The sequence below is a fragment of the Streptomyces sp. NBC_00091 genome (genome assembly GCF_026343185.1).
Lineage (GTDB): Bacteria > Actinomycetota > Actinomycetes > Streptomycetales > Streptomycetaceae > Streptomyces.
Window position 1 is genome coordinate 59,946 of sequence record NZ_JAPEMA010000003.1, and the last position, 19,535, is coordinate 79,480.

Consider the following 19,535-nt stretch of genomic DNA (forward strand, 5'->3'; position numbering starts at 1 on the left):
CGAAGGGGGCGGGGTGGTGCGCGGTCCGCGCTGCCGGGCAGGCCGTGACGCTGCCGGGGGGACGGCTCAGATGCCGATCTCTCCGTTCAGGATGTCGAACAGCTCCTCGTCGGTGACGTCGTCCACATCGGTCGCGGCCGGCGGCCGCACCGGCCCCCCGACCTCGGCGAGCAGGGCGCGCAGCCGGTCCTCCAGGTAGCGGGCGGTGGCCGGGTCGGGTGCGGCGGTGCGCAGGCCGGCCGCGAGGTCGTCGAGCCGGCGGACCACCGCCGGGTCCGGCTGGTCCCGGGCGGGGGCGGGGGCCAGCTCCCGGTCCAGGAACTCGGCCAGCGCCAGCGGGCTGGGGTGGTCGAAGACCAGCGTCGGGGAGAGCCGCAGGCCGGTCTCGGCGCCGAGCCGGTTGCGCAGTTCGATGGCGGCCAGCGAGTCCAGTCCCAGCTCCCGGAAGGAGCGTTCCGCCGGTACGTGCGCGGACGTGCCGTGGCCGAGGACCGAGCCGGTCTGGGCGCGCACCAGGTCGACGAGGAGCCTGCGGCGGGTGTCCGCGTCGGCTCCGGCGAGCCGGCGGGCGAACGCGCCGCGCTCGGCGGCGGCCGGCTTGCGCGTCGGCCGGGCGGCCCCTGCCCGGGCCGGGGCGGCCACCGGGCGGGCGGCGACCAGGTTGGGTACGCCGGGCAGCGCCAGCGCCGCGTCGAGCAGGGCGAGCGCCTCCTCGTTGGCCAGCGGTACGGTGCCGTGGCGCGCCATCCGGGCGACGGCCTCCGGGCCGAGCCGGCCGGCCATGCCGCGTTCCTCGGCCCAGGGGCCCCACTGGAGGGACTGCGCGGGCAGTCCGAGGGAGCGGCGGTGGTGGGCGAAGGCGTCCAGGAAGCCGTTGGCTGCGGCGTAGTTGGCCTGGCCGGGGCTGCCCATGACGGCAGCCGCGGACGAGAACAGGACGAACGCGTCGAGCGCGGAGTCCTTGGTCAGTTCGTGCAGCGCGACGGCGCCGGCCGCCTTGACCCGGATGACCCGTTCGAACTGTTCCTCCGTCAGCGCGGCGAGCAGTCCGTCGTCGACCACGCCCGCCGCGTGGACGACCGCCTTCAGGGGGCGGTCCGGGGAGAGGCCGGACAAGGCGGCCGCCAGGGCCTCGCGGTCGGCGACGTCGCACGCGGCGAGCGTCACCCGGGCGCCGAGTCCGCGCAGGGCCGAGGCGAGTTCCTCGTTGCGCGGGTCGCCGGCGCCGCTGCGGCTGAGCAGCAGCAGGTCGGCGGCGCCGTGCCGGCGTACGAGGTGCTCGGCGACGACCGCGCCGAGGCCGCCGGTGCCGCCGGTGATCAGGACGGTGCCGTCGAACGCGGGCGCCGGCCGGCCGGGGGCCGGTGCGCCGGGCTCGGTCTCGGGCCTGCGGACCTGGCGGGGGGCGAACAGTCGCCCGTCGCGGACGGCGGCCTCCCGCTCGTCCGCGCCGAGGACGCCCGGCAGCGCGTTCCACGACTGCGGCTGCCCGTCGAGTTCGACGACCAGGAACTTGCCGGGGTGCTCCGCCTGCGCGGTGCGCAGCAGCGCGCGGACCGCTCCCTGCGTGGTGCCGGCCGGGTCGCCCGCGGGGATCAGCAGGACGAGCCGGGCCGTCTGCGCGAGCGGGGACGCGGTCCACTGCCCCAGCAGGCGGGCGGTCCGCCAGGACGCCTCGCGGGCGTGGCGGGCCAGGTCGTCGGGGTCGGCCGGCTCGGACAGCTCCAGCAGGTGCAGGACCGTCGCGGGGACCTCGGCCGCCCGCTCCAGCGCGTCCAGGTCCGGGTACGCGGTGACGGGTACGCCGAGGGATGCCGGTACGGCCGGGACGGCGGCCGGGCCGTCTGCGAGGAGCGCGCAGGGTCCGGTGGGGGCAGGGCCGGGGTCCAGCGGCTGCCACTGGGTCTCCAGCAGGGCGGCGGTGTCGCCCGCGAGGTCCTCCGGGCGCATCCGGCGCAGGGTCAGCGAGGCGACCGAGGCCACCGGTTCGCCGAGCCCGTCGGTGATCTCCAGCGACAGGGTGTCGGCGTCGGTCCGGGTCAGGTGCACCCGCAGCGTGGCGGCGCCGGCCCGGTGGAGGGTCAGTCCCTGCCAGGTGAACGGCAGCCGTCCGGCGTCGTCGGACCCGCCGGGCGACTCGATGAAGCCGGTGTGCAGGGCGGCGTCGAAGAGCGCGGGGTGGAAGGCGAACCGTGCGGCGTCGTCGGCGTCCGCCGCGGGCAGGGCGACCTCGGCGAAGATCTCGTCGCCCCGGCGCCAGGCGGCCTTCAGGCCCTGGAACGCCGGACCGTAGTCGAAGCCCATGTCGGCCGCGCGGACGTACGTGTCGCCCGCCTCGACCGGTTCGGCGTCGTCCGGCGGCCACACGAGCAGCCCGGCCGGGGGGCCGGAGGGCGGCGTGGAGCCGCTGAGGAGCCCGCTCGCGTGCCGGGTCCAGGTCCCGTCGGGGGCGTCGGCCGGCCGCGCGTGGACGGCCACGGTCCACGTCCCGGGCTCCCCGTCGGGATCGGCGGGGGCCAGCAGCGTCTGGACCTCGACCACGGCGGCGTCGGGCAGGCGCAGCGGGGAGAGGACGGTCAGCTCGTCGAGGGTGTCGCAGCCGGCCTCGCGGCCGGCGCGCAGGGCCATCTCCACGAAGGCGGTTCCGGGCACGATGACCGTGCCGTTGACCACGTGGTCGGCCAGCCAGGGGTGCGTACGGGCCGACAGGCGGCCGGCGAGGACCACCTCGTCGGACTCGGCGCGGGCGAGCACGGTGGTGAGCAGCGGGTGTGCGTCGGCCTCGTGCGCTCCGGCAGGGCGCGGGCGGGGCCAGTGGCGCGTCCGCTGGAAGGCGTAGCCGGGTATGCCGGGTGCCCGCGTTCCGGGGCCGAAGTACGCCGGCCAGTCCGGGTCGGTGCCCCGGGCGAACAGTGCGCCCAGGGCGGCGGCGAGGGTGTGCTCCGGGTCCTGGCGGCGGCGCATCAGGGGAACGAAGCCGGACGCTTCGGCGGCGGCCTCGGTGACGCACTGCTGGGCCATCGCGGTCAGGACGGCGTCGGGGCCGAGTTCGAGGTACGTGCGCACCCCGGCGGCCTCCAGGTGGCGGACGGCGTCGCAGAATCGGACGGCCTCGCGGACGTGGCGCACCCAGTAGGCCGGCGAGCACAGCTCCTCGGCGGTGGCGAGGGTGCCGGTGAGGGTGGAGACGACCGGGATCGCGGGGGCGGTGTAGGTGAGGGATTCGGCGACCTCGCGGAAGGCCTCCAGCATCGGCTCCATGAGAGGCGAGTGGAAAGCGTGCGAGACCGTGAGGCGCTTGGTCTTGCGACCTTGCCCGGCCAGTGTCCCGGCCACCTCGAGGACGGCCTCCTCTTCACCCGAAATCACCACGGACTGCGGGCCGTTGACCGCCGCGATGTCGACACCGGCCGACAGCAGCGGACGGACCTCGTCCTCGGTGGCCTGGACGGAGACCATCGCCCCGCCCTCCGGCAGGGCCCCCATCAGGGCGCCGCGGGCACGGACCAGTGCCGAGGCGTCGGCGAGCGAGAGGACCCCGGCGACGTGCGCCGCCGCGATCTCACCGATCGAGTGACCGGCCACGAAGTCCGGACGCAGGCCCAGGGACTCGGCCAGCCGGTACAGGGCCACCTCGATGGCGAAGAGGGCGGGCTGGGTGAACTCGGTGCGGTGGACCCGCTCCCCGTCGCCGAAGACGATCTCCTTCAGCGGGAGGTCGAAGTGTCCGCAGACCTCGTCGAAGGCGGCCGCGAACACCGGCTGGGCCTCGTACAGTTCACGGCCCATGCCCGGGCGCTGCGCGCCCTGCCCGGTGAAGAGGAACGCGGACCGGCCCGGGGTGGCCGCGTCCGTGACGGCGTCGTCCAGGGCGGCCAGTGCGGTCAGGGCCTCGGTCCGGTCCTGTGCGACCACGGCGGCACGGTGCTCGAAGGCCTTGCGGCTCACCGCCAGCGACCGGCCCACGGCCGTGAAGTCGGCCTCGGGGTCGGCCGACACCCGGGCCAGCAGCTGTCGGGCCTGCGCGCGGACCGCGTCCGCGTCGCGGCCCGACAGCAGCCAGGGCACGGCGGCGGGAGTGCGGTCCGCCGGGCGGTCGGCGGGGGCCGGGGCTGCCGGGGCGGCCGGAGCTTCCTCCAGGATGACGTGGGCGTTGGTGCCGCTGATGCCGAAGGAGGACACGGCCGCGCGGCGGGGTTCCCGCGCCGGGGTCCAGGCCAGCGGTTCGGTCAGCAGCCGGACCTCGCCCGCCGTCCAGTCGACGTGCGGGGTCGGGGCGTCCACGTGCAGCGTCTTCGGTACGACGCCGTGCCGCATCGCGAGCAGCATCTTGATGACGCCGGCCACGCCGGCCGCGGCCTGGGTGTGGCCCAGGTTGGACTTCAGGGAGCCCAGCCACAGCGGGCGGTCCGTCGGCCGGTCCTGCCCGTACGTGGCCAGCAGCGCCTGCGCCTCGATCGGGTCCCCGAGCGGGGTGCCCGTGCCGTGCGCCTCCACCACGTCGACCTGGCCGGCCGTCAGACCGGCGTTGGCCAGGGCCTGCCGGATGACCCGCTGCTGGGACGGGCCGTTGGGCGCGGACAGGCCGTTGGAGGCACCGTCCTGGTTGACCGCGGAGCCCTTGAGGACCGCGAGGACCTCGTGGCCGCGCCGGCGGGCGTCCGACAGCCGCTCCACGAGGAGCATGCCCACGCCCTCGGACCAGCCCGTGCCGTCCGCGGCCGCCGCGAAGGCCCGGCACCGCCCGTCCGGCGACAGGCCGCGCTGGCGGCTGAAGTCGACGAACGCGTTGGGGGTCGACATGACGGTCACGCCGCCGACCAGCGCCAGCTCGCACTCCCCGCGCCGCAGCGCCTCCGCCGCGAGGTGCAGGGCGACGAGGGAGGACGAGCACGCCGTGTCCACCGTCAGCGCGGGCCCCTCGAAGCCGAAGCTGTACGCGATCCGGCCCGAGACGACGCTGCCGGCGCCACCCGTGCCGAGGTAGCCCTCCAGGTCCTCGGCGGACTGCGCCACGAGGGCGGTGTAGTCCTGGCCGTTGGAGCCGATGTAGACGCCGGTGCGGCTGCCGCGCAGCGAGTCCGGGTCGATGCCCGCCTGCTCGAACAGCTCCCAGGAGGTCTCCAGCAGCAGCCGCTGCTGGGGGTCCATGGCGAGGGCCTCGCGCGGGGAGATCCCGAAGAAGCCGGCGTCGAAGTCGCCCACGTTCTCCAGGAAGCCGCCCGCCGTCGCGTACGTGGTCCCCGGCGCGTCCGGGTCGGCGTCGAACAGGCCCGCCAGGTCCCACCCGCGGTCCTGCGGGAACGGGCCCACCGCCTCGGCGCCGTCCGCCAGCAGGGTCCACAGCCCCTCGGCCGAGGACACCCCGCCGGGGAAGCGGCAGGCCATGGCGACCACCACCACGGGGTCGGCGGCGTCCGCCACCGGGCCCGCCACGACGGCCTGGGGCGCCGTGCCGACCAGCTCGCCCCGCAGGAACTCCGCCAGGGCCACCGGGCTGGGGTAGTCGAACGCGAGGGAGGCGGGCAGGCGCAGTCCGGTGACCGCGCCGAGCCGGCTGCCCAGCTCCACCGAGGCGAGCGAGTCGAAGCCCAGCTGCCGGAAGGACCGCTCGGGGGCGATGGCCTCCGGCGACGGGTGCATCAGCAGTTCGGCGGCGTGTCCGCGGATCAGCCCGACGAGGGCCGCGCGCTGTTCGTCCGGGCTCCGGCCGGCCAGCGTGGCGGCGAACCCGGTGGTCGCCTGGGGCACCGCCGCGCCGGTGATCGCCCGCAGTACGGGGCGCCGGGCCGCCGGGCCGTGGGCCTGCGCGTACCGGTCCCAGTCGATGTCGGCGGCCAGTACGGCGCTCTCGCCGTGACGGATCGCGCCGTCCAGCAGCCGCAGGGCCCGCTGCGGGCTCATCGGGCGGAAGCCGGTGCGGCGCATGCGTTCGCGGACGACGGCGTCGGCCGCCGCCATGCCGTCGCCCTCCCAGGCTCCCCACGCGACGGCGGTGGCCGGCAGGCCTTCGCGGCGGCGCTGCTGTGCGAGGGCGTCCAGGGCGGCGTTCGCCGCGGCGTAGTTGGCCTGTCCGGCCGCTCCGATGACGCCGGCGAGCGAGGAGAAGAGGACGAACGCGTCGAGGCCGAGGTCGCGCGTCAGCCGGTGCAGGGTGAGGGCGGCGTCCGTCTTGCCCGCCAGTACGCGGGTGAGCTGCGCGGGGGTGAGGGCGCTGAGCACGCCGTCGTCGAGGACCCCGGCGGTGTGGACGACGGCCGTCAGCGGATGCTCGGCCGGAACGGCCGCGAGCAGCGCGGCGAGGGCGTCCTCGTCGGAGACGTCGCAGGCCGCCAGGGTGACCTCGGCGCCCAGCGCGGACAGCCCGTCGACGAGCTCCGCGGCGCCGGGGGCGTCCGCGCCGCGCCGGCTGACCAGCAGCAGGTGGTCGGCGCCGGCCTCGGCGAGCCAGCGGGCGACGTGGCCGCCGAGGGCTCCGGTGCCGCCGGTGACCAGGACGGTGCCGCGCGGCGACCAGTCCCGGGCGGGCGATGACCAGCCGGTCCGCACCAGCCTCCGGGCGTAGGCGCCGGAGGGCCGCAGGGCGGTCTCGTCCTCGTCGGCGCCTGCGGAGAGGAGGGTGCAGAGCCGTCGCAGGGCGTCGGCGTCCAGCTGTTCGGGCAGGTCGACCAGGCCGCCCCAGCCGGCGGGGGCCTCCAGTGCGGCCACCCGGCCCAGGCCCCAGAGCTGAGCCTGGCGGGGACGTACGGGGCCGTCCTCCTGCGCGTCCACGCAGACCGCGCCGCGCGTGGCGACCCAAAGGGGCGCCGGCAGGCCGGTGTCCCCGAGGGCCTGGAGCAGGGCGAGGGTGGCGGCCGTCGCGTCGGCGCCGTCGGGGTCGAGCAGGGACAGCACGCCCGAGAGGCCGTCCGCCGGGATCTCGAGAGCCAGCCGCCGGGCGAGGACGGTCCGGTCGTGCTCGGCGGCGGTCAGGGGCAGCGGTACGACGTCGGCGCCCCGGTCGGCCAGTGCGGCGAGGACGGCGTCGGCGTGCCCTGCCGGGTGGTCGGCGTCGGTGACGACCAGCCAGGAGCCGAGGGGGGCAGGGGTCGCGGAGGGGTCGGCGGGGTCTTCGAGGCGCTCCCAGGTCACCCGGTAGAGCAGGTCCTCCACGTCGGGGTAGTGACCGGACGTGGTCGCCATGGGTGCGGCGGGCCAGTAGCGCTGCCGCTGGAAGGGGTACGTCGGCAGGTCGACGCGGCGGCCGGACAGGACGCGCGTCCACTCGGGCTCGACGCCGCGGACGAACGCTCCCGCGAGGGCGGACATCAGCGTGAACGTCTCGGCGCGGTCGCGGCGCAGCAGGGGCAGGAGGGCTGCCGGTTCGTCGAGGCAGGCCTGTCCCATGGCGCTGAGGACGGCGTCGGGGCCGAGTTCGAGGTACGTACGCACCCCTGCCGCTTCCATGTGGCGCATGGCGTCGCGGAAGCGGACGGCCTCGCGGACGTGGCGCACCCAGTAGGCGGGGGACGTCAGTTCCTCGGCGGTGGCGAGGGTGCCGGTGAGGGTGGAGACGACCGGGATCTCGGAGGCGGAGTAGGTGAGGGATTCGGCGACCTCGCGGAAGGCCTCCAGCATCGGCTCCATGAGGGGCGAGTGGAAGGCGTGCGAGACGGTGAGGCGCTTGGTCTTGTGACCCTCATCAGCCAGTGTCCCGGCCACCTCCAGGACAGCCTGCTCGGCGCCCGAAATGACCGCGGACTGCGGGCCGTTGACCGCCGCGATGTCCACCTCGGCGGACAGGAGCGGGCGGACCTCCTCCTCGGTGGCCTGGACGGAGACCATCGCCCCGCCCTCCGGCAGGGCCCCCATCAGGGCGCCGCGAGCGCGGACCAGTGCCGACGCGTCGGCGAGCGAGAGGACCCCGGCGACGTGCGCCGCCGCGATCTCACCGATGGAGTGGCCGGCCACGAAGTCCGGGCGGATGCCGTAGGACTCCAGCAGCCGGTACAGGGCCACCTCGACGGCGAAGAGGGCGGGCTGGGTGAACTCCGTGCGGTGGACCTCGTCCCCGCCGCCGAAGACGAGCTCCTTGAGGGGGACGTCGAAGTGGGCGCACACCTCGTCGAAGGCCGCCGCGAACACCGGCTGGGCCTCGTACAGCTCACGGCCCATGCCGGGACGCTGCGCACCCTGACCGGAGAACAGGAAGGCGAACTTCCCGCCGGAGACCGCGCCCTCGACCGCGCCGGACGCCGAGCGGCCCTCGGCCAGGGCCTCCAGCCCGGCCAGCAGACCCGCACGGTCCCCCGCCACCACCGCCGCCCGCGCACCCAGCACGGCCCTCGAGGTCGCCAGCGAGAAGGCCACATCGGCCGGGTCCAGCTCCGGATCGGCCGACACCCGCTCCAGCAGCCGGCCCGCCTGGGCCCGTACCGCCTCCGCGTCCCGCCCCGACACCACCCACACGGGCAAGGGGGCGGAAGCCGGCGGCGGTTCCTCCGTGGCGAGGGGCGGTGCTTCCTCCAGGATGACGTGGGCGTTGGTGCCGCTGATGCCGAAGGAGGACACGGCCGCGCGGCGGGGCTGTCCGGTCCGGGGCCAGGTGATGTTCTCGCCGAGCAGCTCGACGCGGCCGGCCGTCCAGTCCACGTGCGGGGTGGGGGCGTCCACGTGCAGGGTGCGGGGCAGGAGGCCGTGGCGCATCGCCATGACCATCTTGATGACGCCGGCCATGCCCGCCGCGGCCTGCGTGTGGCCCAGGTTCGACTTGACCGAGCCCAGCCACAGCGGCCGGTCCTCCGCCCGGTCCTGGCCGTAGGTGGCGAGGAGGGCCTGGGCCTCGATGGGGTCGCCGAGGGTGGTGCCCGTGCCGTGCGCCTCGACCGCGTCGACCTGGTCGGCCGTCAGGCCGGCGTTGGCGAGGGCCTGACGGATGACGCGCTGCTGGGACGGGCCGTTGGGGGCGGACAGGCCGTTGGAGGCGCCGTCCTGGTTGACCGCGGATCCCTTGAGGACCGCGAGGACCCGGTGGCCGTGGCGGCGGGCGTCGGAGAGCCGCTCCACGAGGAGCATGCCGACGCCCTCGGACCAGCCCGTGCCGTCGGCGGCGGCCGCGAACGGCTTGCAGCGGCCGTCGGGCGCCAGGCCGCGCTGGCGGCTGAAGTCGACGAAGGAGCCGGGGGTGGACATCAGGGCGACGCCGCCGGCCAGGGCCAGTGAGCATTCGCCCCGGCGCAGGGACTCCGCCGCGAGGTGCAGGGCGACGAGGGAGGACGAGCACGCCGTGTCCACCGTCAGCGCGGGGCCCTGGAACCCGTAGAAGTAGGACAGCCGCCCCGACAGGACGCTGCCCGCGCCGCCGGTGCTCAGGTAGCCCTCCAGGCCGCCCTCCCCGGCGAGCCGCGGTGCGTAGTCGTGGTACATCTGCCCGGCGAAGACGCCGGTGCGGCTGCCGCGCAGCGAGTCCGGGTCGATGCCGGCCTGCTCGAACAGCTCCCAGGAGGTCTCCAGCAGCAGCCGCTGCTGGGGGTCCATGGCGAGGGCCTCGCGCGGGGAGATCCCGAAGAAGCCGGCGTCGAAGTCGGCGGCCCCGTCGAGGAAGCCGCCCTCGCGGGTGTACGTGGTCCCGGGTGCGTCGGGGTCCGCGTCGAAGAGGCCGTCCAGGTCCCAGCCGCGGTCCTGCGGGAAGGGGCCCACCGCGTCGGAGCCCGAGGCAACCAGACGCCAGAGTTCTTCGGGCGAGCCCACGCCGCCGGGGAACCGGCAGGCCGCGCCCACCACGACCACCGGATCGGCGGCGTCCGCCACCGGGCCCGGCGCTGCGGCCTCGGGCGCCGAGCCGACCAGCTCGCCGTGCAGGAACCGGGCCAGCAGTACGGGGCTCGGGTGGTCGAAGGCCAGCGAGGCCGGCAGGCGCAGCCCGGTCGCCGCGCCCAGCCGGGCCGACAGGCGCACCGAGGACATGGAGTCGAAGCCGAGCGGCCGGGACTGCTCGCGCGGGTCGGACGCGGTGGCGGCGGGGGCTTCGCCGCGGACTTCGGCGATCGCGTCGGTGACGAGGCGTAGCAGCCGGCGTTCGCGGGCCGCCTCGCTCAGCGTCCGCAGTTCCCCGGTCAGGCGCCGGGTCAGCTCGGGGTCCTCGGTGGCCGTGGCGCCGGCGCGGGCCGCCGGTTCGTGGCCGAACGCGTGGACGCGGACGGCCGGTTCGCCCTCGATCAGTGCGGCGTCGAGGCCTTCCCGGAGCTCGTGCCCGGTGACCTGCGGTGCGGCGCTCAGGGAGAGCGCGGTACGGCCCTGTGCGTGCAGGCGCTGTGCGACGGCGTCGAAGACCGCGCCGGGGGCGTCGGCGGCGAGCAGGACCACGGCGTGGGCGTCGGAGCCCGCGAGGGCCCGGTCGACCGCATCGGTGTCGGCCGGGTCGCAGGTCGTGCGGGTGACGGCGGTGCAGTGGTGGGCGCCGGTCAGGTGCGCGGCCAGGGTGTCGCCGCGGTCCTCCTCACCGGGTGCGGTGAGCAGCAGTACGGAGGTGGCGGCCAGTGCGCTGGTGTCGTCGGCGGGGAGCGAGGCGGGCAGGGGCGCGGGTTCGGGCAGGGTGCGGCTGACCCGGTCGTGGTGGGTGGTGCCGGCGGCGAGCAGCCGCGAGGGCTCGGGGCCGTTGCCGACGAGCCGGCGGACGATCTTGCCGGAGGTGGTCCGGGGGATGTGCCCGGTGCGGTGGAGCGCGACGGGCACCTTGTAGTAGGCGAGCCGCTCCCGGCAGCGCGTCAGGATGTCCTCGGGCGACAGGCTCCGGCCTTCCCTGGGCACCACGTAGGCGACCGGGACCTCGCCGAGGCTGCTGTGCGGGCGGGCCACCACGGCGGCGTCGGCGATGTCCTCGCCGGCGCGGATCAGGTCCTCGATCTCGGCGGGGTGGATGTTCTCGCCGCCCCGGATGATCAGTTCCTTCAGCCGTCCGGTGATGGTCAGGAAGCCGTCGGCGTCGAGGCGTCCGAGGTCTCCGGTGCGGTACCAGCCTTCGTGGAAGGCCGCTTCGGTCGCCTCGGGCGCGCGGTGGTAGCCGAGCATCAGGCTGGGGCTGTCGACCCAGATCTCGCCCTCGTCGCCGCCGGGGACGTCGAGCAGGGTGGCCGGGTCGACGATGCGCAGGCCGAGGCCCGGGACGGGCCGGCCGCAGGAGCCGGGGACGCGCGGTCCGGTGAGCGGGTTGCAGGTGATGACGCCGGTGGTCTCGGTGCTGCCGTAGCTGTCGATCAGGGGGACCCCGAAGGCTTCGGCGAAGCGTGCGCCGAGTTCGGCGCCGGTGACCGCGCCGGCCACCAGGAACGCCCGTAGTCCGGTGAGGGCCGGTTCGCCCTCGCCGGCGGTGTCCAGGAGGTGGTGGCAGAGCGTCGGGACGGCCGCCATCAGGGTGTACGGGGCCGCGCGCAGCTCGTCGAGCACCTCGCCCGGCGTGAAGTCGGCCATGATCCGCGCCGAGGCTCCGGTGGCGGTGACGCCGAGGACGCAGAGGTTGAACGCGAAGCTGTGGTGCAGCGGCAGCGGCCACAGCAGCCGGTCGTCCTCGGTGATGCCGAGGACGGACGGGTATCCGGCCGCGACGGACCACAGGCCGGCGCGCTGGGTGGACAGGACGCCCTTGGGGGCGCCGGTGGTGCCCGAGGTGTAGAGCATCCAGGCGACCTCGTCGAGGCCGAGGTCGTCGGGGGCGGGCACGGCCGGTTCGGTGGCGCACAGCCGCGCGAAGTCGTGGACGCCGGTGCCGTCGGCGTCGGCGTCGGCGTCGGCGTCGGCGTTGGCGTTGGCGTCGAGGGCCTCGCCCGGTGCGGTGACGACGACGAAGTGGACGCCGTGTCCCACCGCGTCCAGGCGGCGGTACTGCGCGAGGCGGTGCGCGTCGGTGATGACGAGGACGGCCTGCGAGTCCTCGAGGACGTGCGTCAGTTCGGCGTCGCCCGCGTGGGGGCTGACCGGTACGGCGACGAGGGCCGCGCGGGTGACGGCGAGGCAGCTCTCGACCGTCTCGACCCGGTTTCCCAGGTGGACGAGGACGCGCCGGCCGCGGCCGGCTCCGAGAGCGGCGAGGTGACCGGCGATCCTGCCCGTCGTCGTCGCCAGTTCCCCGTACGTGACGCTGCGCGTCCCGTCGGAATAGGCGACCCGGGCGGCGCGCTCGCGTGCGTGCTCCCGGAGGAGTTCCGAGATCGGCCTGACGAGGCCGCCCCGCACACCGTGCTCCCCCATTGCATGTCCCCCGCATCCGATCGACCACATTGATCCAGACCAATGCTCTTACTATGCGGGAGAAAGGTTTATGAATTTCTTTGGCTCCCCCGCTCAGCGGCCGATACTATGCGAACCGACAAGTGAGATCAACTTCAATAGTGGTGTTACCCAGGGCGACCCCTATCGGCCCCTATAAACCCCTGGAAAAACCCCTGAAGCAGCCCCTTCGGCAACCCCTATTCTGCAATCCGAGGAGTTTTCGTGTCCCTTCCGATAATGGATGACGAGTTTCTGAGCAACCCCTATCCGGCCTTCGCCGACCTCAGGGCGAAGGGCCCGGTGCACCGGATGCTGCTGCCCAGCGGCCTGCGCGTGTGGGCGGTTGTCAGCCACGAGGAGGCCCGGACCGCCATGACGCACCCGGCGCTGTCCAAGGACATCGACACCTCGGTCGAGCTGGGCTACTTCGACCGCGAGATGAGCGAGGGCGGCACGCCCCGGCTGGAGCACAGCTCGGTGGGCCGGCACATGCTGAACATGGACCCGCCGGGCCACACCCGGCTGCGCAAGCTGGTCAACAAGGCCCTGACCGCGCGCAGCGTGGAGCGGCTGCGGCCCACGATCGAGCGGATCAGCGCGGAGCTGCTCGACTCGGCCGAGAAGGCGGCCGCCGAATCCGGCGACGGCGTGGTCGACCTGGTGGAGCACTACACGGCGGTCTTCCCGGTCAAGGTGCTCGGCGAGCTGCTGGGCATCACGGCCGAACACCTGCCGGTCCTGGTGGGGCTGACGGGCGCCATCATGTCGAACGACAACGAGAACGCCGGCGCGAACATGGCGAAGTTCGGGCAGCACATCGGGCAGATGATCCAGCACAAGCGCGCCGATCCGGGCGACGACCTCATCAGCGCGCTGGTGACCGCCCGCGACGACCAGGACCAGCTTTCCGACGTCGAACTGGTCTCGACGGTCTTCCTGCTGGTGGTGGCCGGCTACGAAACCACCGTGAACATGATCGGGCACGGCGTACGGGCCCTGCTCAACCACCCGCGGCAGCTCGCGGCGGTCCGCGCGGACCCGGGCCTCATTCCGGCCGCCAACGAGGAGTTCCTGCGCTACGAGGGCCCGGGCAACCGGGCGACCCTGCGCTACGCCACGGAGCCGCTGGAGCTGGGCGGGGTGAGCGTCGGGGCCGGCGAGTACGTGTCGGTGCTGCTCGGGTCGGCCAACCGGGACGAGGCGAAGTTCGCCTGCCCGCACCAGCTCGACGTCGCCCGGTCCACCAACGGCCACCTGGGATTCGGGCACGGAATCCACTACTGCGTCGGTGCGCCGCTCGCCCGGGCGGAAATGGAAATCGCCCTGCGCGATATCCTGGCCCGCTTCCCGGACCTTTCCCTTGCCGTGCCGGATTCCGAATTGCGCTGGCGCAAGAGCTTTATGATGCAGGGCCTGGAGGCGCTTCCGGTGCGCCTTCGCCCGTAACGGGGAACACAAAAGGGAAAGGGCCTGCGCCAGACGGATCACTCCGCCTGCCGCAGGCCCCTCTGCTTTCCGGCCCGCTCCTACCTGCCGAATTCCGCCTGGATGAAGTCGAATATCTCATCGGCGGAGGCGGTGCCCAGGGCCGCGGCGGCGGTGCCGGCGCCGGCCTCGCCGGCGCTCCCGCCGGGCGCCGTCGTCCCGAAGAGCGCCAGCAGGTCCGCCAGGCGCGCGGACACCTCGGCCCGGACCTCTTCGGAGTCCTGGGAGGCGGTCGCCCGGAGGGCGCCCTCCAGCCGGTCCAGTTCGCCGAACACCGCCGGCCGCGGCTCCTCGACCACCAGCAGGCCGCGCAGGTACGCGGCGAGCGCGGCCGGGGTCGGATAGTCGAAGACCAGCGTGGTGGGCAGGCGCAGTCCGGTGGCGGTACCGAGGCGGTTGCGGAGCTGGACCGCCGTCAGCGAGTCGAGCCCCAGCTCCAGGAAGCCGCGGTCGGCCTCGACCGCCTGCGGCCCGGCGTGGCCGAGGACGGTGGCGGCGTGGCCGCGTACCAGGTCGGACAGGATCCGGGTGCGCTCGTTCTCCGGGAGCCCGGCCAGCTGGTGCGCCAGCGAGGTCACGGGCGCCGCCTCGGCGGCGGCCCGGCGCACCGGCGGCGGAACCAGGGCGCGCAGCAGCCGGGGCACGCTCTCGCCGGCCGCCGCCTGGGCGCGTACCGCCGCGAGGTCCACCCGCATCGGGACGAGCACCGCCTCGGGGGAGGTGAGCGCGGCGTCGAAGAGGCCGAGGCCCTCGGCGGTCGTCAGGGCCTGGGCTCCGGCGCGTTCGATGCGGGCGAGTCCGGCCCCGTCGAGGTGTCCGGTCATACCGCTGCGTTCGGCCCACAGGCCCCAGGCGAGGGACTGCGCGGGCAGGCCGAGGGAGCGCCGGTACTGGGCGAGGGCGTCGACGTAGGCGTTGGCGGCCGCGTAGTTGCCCTGGCCGGGGGCGCCGAACAGGCTGGCGGCGGAGGAGAAGAGGACGAACGCCGACAGGCCGAGGCCCGCGGTGAGTTCGTGGAGGTTCCAGGCGGCGTCGGCCTTGGGGCGCAGGACCGCTTCGAAGCGTTCCGGGGTGAGGGATTCGACCACGCCGTCGTCCAGGACGCCGGCCGTGTGGACGACCGCGGTCAGCGGGTGCCCGGCCGGGATCGCGGCGAGCAGCCCGGCCAGGGCGTCCCGGTCGGCTACGTCGCAGGCGGCGACGGTCGTGGCGGCGCCCAGCGCGGCCAGTTCCGCCACCAGGTCCTCGGCGCCGCCGGAGCGGCTGGCCAGGAGGAGGTGGCGGACGCCGTGCTGCGTCACCAGGTGGCGGGCCACCGCGCGGCCCAGGGTTCCGGTTCCGCCGGTGACCAGGACGGTGCCGCCGGGGGCGAAGAGCGGCTCGCCGGCCACGTCTGTGGTTGCGGTCGCGGCTGGGGCCGTGGCCGCGCGGGCCAGGCGCAGGGCGTGCACGGTGCCGCCGCGGACCGCGCTCTGGGGCTCGCCGGACGCCACGGCCCGGGCCAGGGCCTCGTGGTCGGCGGCCTCGGCGGCGGCGGTGTCCCGCTGCTCCAGGTCGATCAGCAGGAACCGCTCCGGGTGCTCCGACTGCGCCGAGCGCACCAGGCCCCACACGGCTGCCTGGACCAGGTCCGGCGCCCCGTCGCCCTCCCCCGTCGCCACCGCGCCCCGGGTGACCACGGCCAGCCGGGAGTCCTCGAAGCGGGCGTCGGCCAGCCACGACCGGAGCAGTGCGAGGGTGGCGGCGGTGGCGGAGCGCACCTCGGCGGCGCCCGCGGCGGGCGAGGCCAGCACGAGCGCCGGGACGGTGGTGAGCTCCGCGAGGTCCCCGATCCGCTGCGCCCCGGAGGCCGGGCCGGGGGTGGCCGCACCCAGCACCGCCCAGGGCCCGTCGGGGGCCGCCAGGGGCGCGGGGAGCGGGGTCCAGTCGAGGCGGAACAGGGCGTCGCCGTGCCCGGGGCGGGCCCCGGCGAGCTGCTCGCGGGTCAGGGGCCGCAGCACCAGCGATCCGACGCCGGCCACCGGAAGGCCGGTCTGGTCGGTGAGTTCCAGGGAGACGGCGTCGTTCCCGGCGGGTGCGAGGGAGACCCGCAGCGCCTGGGCGCCGGTGGCGTGCAGGGTCACGTCGTGCCAGGCGAACGGCATCCGCCCCTGGCCGATCCCGCCGATCCCGCCATCCCCGCCGGGCAGCGCGCCGAGCGGGATCGCGTGCAGGGCGGAGTCCGACAGTGCGGGGTGCAGGCCGAAGCGGGCCGCGGCGCCCTGCTGGTCCTCGGGCAGACGGACCTCGGCGAAGACCTCGTCGCCCCGGCGCCACGCGGCGCGCAGGCCCTGGAAGGCGGGCCCGTACCCGAAGCCCGCCGCCGCGAACTCGGCGTAGAGGCCGCTCACGTCGACCGGGCTCGCGCCCTCGGGCGGCCACACCCCGAAGGCGGCGGCCGCGGGGGCGGTGTCCGGGGCGAGGTGCCCGCCGGCGTGGCGGGTCCACGGCTGCCCGGTCCCGGCCGGGTCGGCGCCCGCGCCGTCGGTACGGGCGTACACGGCCACCGGCCGCCTGCCCGCCCCGTCGGCCGCGCCGACGGTGAGCTGGACCTGGACGCCGCCGTGTTCGGGCAGCGGCAGCGGTGCCTCCAGGACCAGTTCCTCCACGCGTGCGCAGCCGAGCTGCCGGCCGGCGTGCAGGGCCAGCTCCAGGAACGCGGTGCCCGGCAGCAGGGCGTGGTCCAGCAGCGCGTGGTCGGCGAGCCAGGGGTGGGAGGTCCGCGAGAGGCGGGTGGTGAAGAGGAACCCGTCGGTGTCCGGCAGCGGGACGGCGGCGCCGAGCAGCGGGTGTCCGGCGGAGCCGAGGCCCAGCGCGGTCGCGTCGCCGGCGGGGGCGAACGCCTCCGGCCAGTACCGGCTGCGCTGGAAGGCGTACGTGGGCAGGCCGGCGTACGCGGGCAGGTCGGCGGGGTGCGGCAGGTGCCCGGCGTACGCCGCGTCCCAGTCCACCTCCACGCCGTGGACGTGGGCGGCGGCGAGGGAGCTGAGGAAGCGTCCGGTGCCGCCGGCGTCCCGGCGCAGCGTCTCGCCCAGGAAGGCGTCGGTGCCGGTCTGTTCGAGGGTCTCGGCCAGGCCCACGCCCAGCACCGGGTGGGGGCTGATCTCCAGGAAGTGGGCGTAACCGTCGGCGGCGAGGGCGCGCACGGCCTGCTCGAGCTGGACCGTCTGGCGCATGTTGCGGTACCAGTAGCCGGCGTCGAGCCCCTCGGTGTCCAGGAGGGTGCCGGTCACGGTGGAGTAGTAGGGGACGGCGGATTCGGCCGGGGCGGCGGTGGCGAGGGCGTCGAGCATCCGTTCGCGCACCTCCTCGATGCGCGCCGAGTGCCCCGGGGTGTCCACACCGGGGACCCGCCGGGCCCAGACGCCGTCGGCCGTCAGCTTCTCCAGCAGTTCCTCCAGGGCCGTGCGGTCGCCCGCGACGACCACGGAGGTCGGTCCGTTGACGGCGGCGAGGGAGAGCCGGCCGTCCCAGGCGGGCAGCAGGTCGGCGACCCGCTCGGCCGGCAGGGCGACCGAGGCCATCGCGCTGGTTCCCGACAGCTCCAGCAGGGCCTGGCTGCGCAGGGCGACGATCCTGGCCCCGTCGGCCAGGGACAGCGCGCCGGCGACGACGGCCGCGGCGACCTCGCCCTGGCTGTGGCCGACCACGGCGGCCGGTTCGACGCCGCAGGCCCGCCAGAGTTCGGCGAGGGAGAGCATCACCGCGAACAGGGCGGGCTGCAGGACGTCCACCCGGTCCAGGGAGGGCGCGCCGTCCGCCGCCCGCAGGACGTCGGTCAGCGACCAGTCCACGTACGGGGCGAACGCGGCCTCGCACGCTTCGATGCGTTCGGCGAAGGCCGGGGAGCTGTCGAGGAGTCCGAGGGCCATGCCGGTCCACTGCGAGCCCTGGCCGGGGAAGACGAAGACCGGCCGGACGCCGGACGCCCGGGCCACGCCGGTGATCAGCCCGTCGGGGCGCTGTCCGTCGTCCTGGCCCGTGTCCGGGCCGGCGGCCAGCGCGTCCAGCTGCCGCAGGAAGCCGGGCCGGTCCCCGGCGAGGAGGACCGCGCGGTGTTCGAAGGCCGAGCGGGTGTGCAGGAGGGCGCCGGCCACGGCGTGCGGGTCCAGGGCGGGGTCGGCCCCGAGCCGGTCCCGCAGCCGCTCGGCCTGCGCGGCGAGGGCCGGGGCGGTGCGGCCGGAGAGCGGCCAGGGCAGGGGCGGGGCGGTGGCGCTCGCGCTGCGGGAGAAGGCCGCGGGGCGGGCGGCGGGCGCGGCGGTGTCCGCGTCGGGGGCGTCGGCGGCCGGGGCTCCGGCGGCCGGGGTGTCCTGCGCCGGGAGCGGTTCGGGGGCCTGTTCCAGGATGGCGTGGGCGTTGGTGCCGCTGATGCCGAAGGAGGACACGGCGGCGCGCCGGGGGCGTCCGGTCGCGGGCCACGGCCGGGCTTCGGCGAGCAGCTCCACGGCGCCGGAGGCCCAGTCGACGTGCGGGGTCGGCTCTTCGGCGTGCAGGGACTTGGGGAGTACGCCGTGGCGCATGGCCATGACCATCTTGATGACCCCGCCGGCTCCGGCGGCTGCCTGGGTGTGGCCGATGTTGGACTTGAGCGAGCCCAGCCACAGGGGCTGGTCCGCGGGCCTGTCCTGGCCGTAGGCCGCGAGCAGCGACTGCGCCTCGATGGGGTCGCCGAGCGAGGTGCCCGTGCCGTGGGCCTCGACCGCGTCGATCTGGTCGGCGGTCAGCCGGGCGTTGGCCAGGGCCTGCCCGATGACCCGTTGCTGCGAGGGGCCGTTGGGGGCGGTGAGGCCGTTGCTGGCGCCGTCCTGGTTGACGGCCGTGCCCCGGATCACCGCGAGCACCTCGTGGCCGTTGCGCCGGGCGTCCGAGAGCCGCTCCAGGAGGAGCATGCCGACGCCTTCGGACCAGCCCGTGCCGTCCGCGTGCGCGGAGAAGGGCTTGCAGCGGCCGTCGGGGGCGAGGGAGCGCTGGCGGCTGAACTCCACGAAGGAGGCGGGCGTGGACATGACCGTCGCGCCGCCGGTCATCGCGAGGGAGCACTCGCCGCGGCGCAGCGACTCGGCGGCCAGGTGCAGGGTCACCAGCGAGGACGAGCAGGCCGTGTCCACGGTGAGGGCGGGGCCCTCGAAGCCGAAGGTGTAGGCGATGCGGCCCGAGGCGATGCTGCCGGCGCTGCCGTTGATGACGTAGCCGGCCAGGTTCTCCCGGCCCTCCAGGAGGTTGGCGTAGTCGTGGTACATCACCGAGAGGAACACTCCGGTGCGGCTGCCGCGCAGCGAGGCGGCGTCGATCCCGGCGCGTTCGACGACCTCCCAGGCGGTCTCCATCAGGAGGCGCTGCTGGGGGTCCATCGCCAGGGCCTCGCGCTGGTTGATCCCGAAGAACGCGGCGTCGAACTCGGCGACGCGGTCGATGAACCCGCCCTCGCGGGTGTACGTCGTACCGGGCCGCTCGGGGTCCGGGTCGTACAGCGCTTCGAGGTCCCAGCCGCGGTCGGCGGGGAAGGGGGAGATCGCGTCGACTCCCCCGTCGAGCAGCCGCCACAGGTCCTCCGGCGACGTCACGCCGCCGGGGAAGCGGCAGCCCATTCCCACGATGGCGATGGGCTCGTGGCCCGCTTCCTCGGCATCGTGGAGCTGCTGCTTGACGGAGCGCAGTTCGACGGTCGCGCGCTTCAGGTAGTCGCGGAGTTCTTGTTCGGTCGCCATCGGCATAGCCCTTTGTTGTCTGATGTCGGAAACAGCTGCGGAGGGAGCCGCGCGTTC

At 75.4% G+C, this 19,535-nt stretch carries 3 protein-coding genes; 1 reads left to right on the forward strand and 2 read right to left on the reverse strand.

Annotated elements, in window-relative coordinates; translation table 11 throughout:
• Window positions 1-66 precede the first annotated feature (66 nt).
• Window positions 67-12,225: a type I polyketide synthase gene (locus OOK34_RS31745; protein ID WP_267037596.1), complete on the reverse strand. Its 12,159-nt coding sequence runs from the start codon at window positions 12,223-12,225 to the stop codon at window positions 67-69.
• Window positions 12,226-12,483: 258 nt separating this feature from the next.
• Between OOK34_RS31745 and OOK34_RS31750 the strand changes: the two genes are divergently transcribed.
• Window positions 12,484-13,692 carry a cytochrome P450 gene (locus OOK34_RS31750; RefSeq protein WP_267037597.1) on the forward strand — a complete coding sequence of 403 codons (1,209 nt, stop codon included), beginning with the start codon at window positions 12,484-12,486 and terminating at the stop codon, window positions 13,690-13,692.
• A gap of 80 nt (window positions 13,693-13,772) precedes the next feature.
• On the opposite strand, the gene OOK34_RS31755 is transcribed toward OOK34_RS31750, so the two are convergent.
• A complete protein-coding gene (locus tag OOK34_RS31755) occupies window positions 13,773-19,484 on the reverse strand; it encodes a type I polyketide synthase (protein WP_267037598.1) in 5,712 nt (1,903 codons plus the stop codon).
• Window positions 19,485-19,535: the final 51 nt, after the last annotated feature.

Excerpts from the sequence above, each read along its gene's own strand:
- OOK34_RS31745 (WP_267037596.1), bottom strand. The coding sequence starts at position 12,225 with ATGGGGGAGCACGGTGTGCGGGGCGGCCTCGTCAGGCCGATCTCGGAA.
- OOK34_RS31750 (WP_267037597.1), top strand. The coding sequence starts at position 12,484 with ATGGATGACGAGTTTCTGAGCAACCCCTATCCGGCCTTCGCCGACCTC.
- OOK34_RS31755 (WP_267037598.1), bottom strand. The coding sequence starts at position 19,484 with ATGCCGATGGCGACCGAACAAGAACTCCGCGACTACCTGAAGCGCGCG.